The sequence below is a fragment of the Microbacterium testaceum genome, assembly GCF_001476285.1.
In the GTDB taxonomy this organism is placed as follows: Bacteria; Actinomycetota; Actinomycetes; order Actinomycetales; family Microbacteriaceae; genus Microbacterium; species Microbacterium testaceum_B.
This window is the reverse complement of record NZ_LDRU01000028.1, coordinates 1-2,795: the sequence shown is the minus strand read 5'-3', so window position 1 is coordinate 2,795 and position 2,795 is coordinate 1. Positions and strand designations below refer to the sequence as shown.

2 protein-coding genes and 1 pseudogene are annotated in these 2,795 nt (G+C 71.5%); all 3 read left to right on the top strand.

The genetic code is table 11. The features are described from left to right. A pseudogene (locus tag NS283_RS05750) lies at nt 1–344 on the top strand (alanine--glyoxylate aminotransferase family protein); the annotation flags it as partial. Then, complete coding sequence (locus tag NS283_RS05745; RefSeq protein WP_058595925.1) at nt 341–1,618, top strand: allantoate amidohydrolase; 1,278 nt, start codon at nt 341–343, stop codon at nt 1,616–1,618. The pseudogene NS283_RS05750 and the gene NS283_RS05745, both read left to right, overlap by 4 nt. Nucleotides 1,619–1,690: 72 nt before the next feature. After that, nucleotides 1,691–2,545, top strand: coding sequence for a PhzF family phenazine biosynthesis protein (locus NS283_RS05740; RefSeq protein ID WP_058595927.1), 855 nt, complete (start codon nt 1,691–1,693; stop codon nt 2,543–2,545). Nucleotides 2,546–2,795 lie beyond the last annotated feature (250 nt).

Genomic DNA, 2,795 nt, shown 5'->3' with positions numbered 1-2,795 from the left:
ACGGCGACGCGATGCTCGCCGGCGTCGAGGGCCTCGGCCTCACCGTCTTCGGCGACGTCGCGCACAAGATGACGAACGTGGTCGCGGTCGAGATTCCGGATGCCGTCGTCGGCGACGCGGTGCGCAGCGAACTGTTGAGCGACTTCGGGATCGAGATCGGCACGTCGTTCGGCCCGCTGCACGGGCGCGTCTGGCGTATCGGCACGATGGGCTACAACGCGCGCAAGGACGCAGTGCTCACCACCCTCGCCGCCCTCGAGACGGTGCTCCGCCGCCACGGCGCGTCGGTCGCCGCCGGCGGTGGCGTCGAGGCCGCGCAGGGCGTGTACGGGTCCGCCGGATGAAGACGCGGCTCCAGGTCGAGCCCGAGCGCATCGCCGCGGCCGCGCGCCGCGTGATGGGGCGGTGCGAGGAGCTCGCGCGGGTGTCGTCGATGACGGACGGCATCGAACGCGTCTACCTCTCGCCCGAGCACGCCCGCGTGAACCGCCTCGCCGCGGAGTGGATGCGCGAGCTCGGCATGTCGACCCGGCAAGACGCGGCGGGCAACCAGGTCGGTCGCCTCGCCCCCGCCGGAGACCGCGACGCCCCCGCCCTGCTGATGGGTTCGCACCTCGACACGGTTCCGGATGCCGGTCGCTTCGACGGCATCGTGGGTGTGCTGATGGCGCTCGAGGTCGTGCGGCTCCTCCGCCGCGTCGACGACGAGGGGATGGCATCCAGTCCCTTCCCGTTCGCACTCGAGGTGATCGCGTTCTCGGACGAGGAGGGCACGCGCTTCGGCAAGGCGCTGCTGGGCTCGTCGGCCGTGGCCGGGCAGTGGGATCCCGCCTGGTGGGACCTGACGGATGCCGACGGCTCGACGCTGCGCGAGGCGTTCCGCGAGTTCGGCCTCGACCCGGGCCGCATCGGCGAGGCCGCGCGGCGACCTGACCAGCTCGTCGGGTATCTCGAGGCGCACATCGAGCAGGGCCCCGAGCTCGATCGGGCCGGGCTGTCGCTTGCGGCGGTGTCGTCGATCGCGTCGGCGCGGCGGTTCCAGCTCGTCGTCGAGGGCGAGGCCCGGCACGCCGGTGGGACGCCGTACGACATGCGCCGCGACGCCCTGCTCGGCGCGAGCGAAGCGGCGCTCGCGGTGGAGCGGATCTGTCGCGCCGAGCACCACATCGTCGGCACGGTGGGTCAGTTGGAGGCGTTCCCGGGGGCGGTGAACGTCGTCCCCGGCGAGGCGGTGTTCTCGCTCGATCTGCGCGGTGAGTTCGATGAGACCCGTGACCACACGTGGGATCGGATCTCGGCGGAACTGGATGCCATCATGGGCCGCCGTGGCCTGCGCTGGCGGTCGCGCGAGGTGCACTCCGCGCCGGCGGTGTTCTGCGAGCCTCTGCTGCAGGACGTGGTTCGGGCGGGTATCGGTGGTGAGGCCCCGACCTTGTTCAGTCGCGCCGGTCACGACGCGATGGCGATCGGGGCCATCACCGGGGTGGGGATGCTGTTCCTCCGCAACCCCGACGGGATCAGTCACCACCCCGACGAGGCCGTCTCCTCCGCCGACGTCGCGGCGGGGATCCGCGCACTCGCCGAGGCGGTGCTGGGGCTGGGGGCGGAGCGGCGCTGAACCTAGGTGACCAGTCCACGAACCCGCGACTGGTCTCCTCCCGTGCCGGGCGCGATCGGCGAGAATCGTCGCATGACCGAGCCCCCTGGCACCCTGCAGCTGCTCGCTTTCGCCGAAGTTCCGGGCGGCGGTAATCCAGCGGGTGTGGTCCTGGATGCCACGGCCCTCGACGACACCGAGATGCAGCGCATCGCGACTGACCTGGGGCACCCCGAGACGGCGTTCGTGACGGAGCGTGCCGGGCGACGGCTGCGCGTGCGCTACTTCTCGCCCGGCGCGGAGGTGCCGTTCTGCGGACACGCGACGATCGCCACGGCGGTGGCGCTCGCGGAGGCCGAGGGCGTCGGACCGTTCACGTTCGACACGGCCGCCGGGCCGGTCGAGGTGGTCACGACGGCCGATGACGAGCGGATCGTCGCCGGCTTCACGAGCGTCGAGCCTCACGTGGACGACCTCGACGACGACACCGCCGACCGCCTCCTCGCTCTTCTCGGCCTGACGCGTGATGACCTGGATTCCCGGATGCCACTGGCCCAAGCCTTCGCGGGCAACCTGCATCCGGTGGTCGCGGTGGCCTCCCGGGAGAGGTTCGACGAGTTCGACTTCGATCCGGCGGCCCTGCGCGCCCTCATGGACGAGCGGGGCTGGCGGGGGACCGTCATCGTCGTCCACGTCGGTGGCGAGGTCGCGGACAGTCTCGTCGCCGAGGCGCGCAACCTCTTCCCGGTCGGCGACATCACGGAGGATCCCGCGACGGGGTCCGCCGCCGCCTCGCTGGGCGCTTACCTGCGCGATCGGGTGGGTGTGCCGGCGCCGTTCGGGTTCACGGTGCGGCAGGGGAGGCACGTGGGTCGGTCGAGTTTGCTGGAGGTCGAGGTTCCGGCGGTGGGCGGCGTTCTGGTGAGGGGTGGGGCGACGCCGCTGTAGGTGCCGTGCGAACGCCGCAACGCCCCGGCGAGGCCGCTCTCCCGAGTTATCGAGATGGCGTCGCCGGGGCGTTGCGTGCCGCTTGTCGGCAGGTTCCGCTGAGTTGGCTGGCGGAGTCGTGATCGTTCTATTTGTCGGCGATGGGATCCGAGACACTGGTCGCGATCGACGAGCATGGCGACGGGTTGCCCTCATCGATCGCGCTCGTCAGATCAGCATTGTGCATCGCGGGAGTAGATGGCGCCGCCGT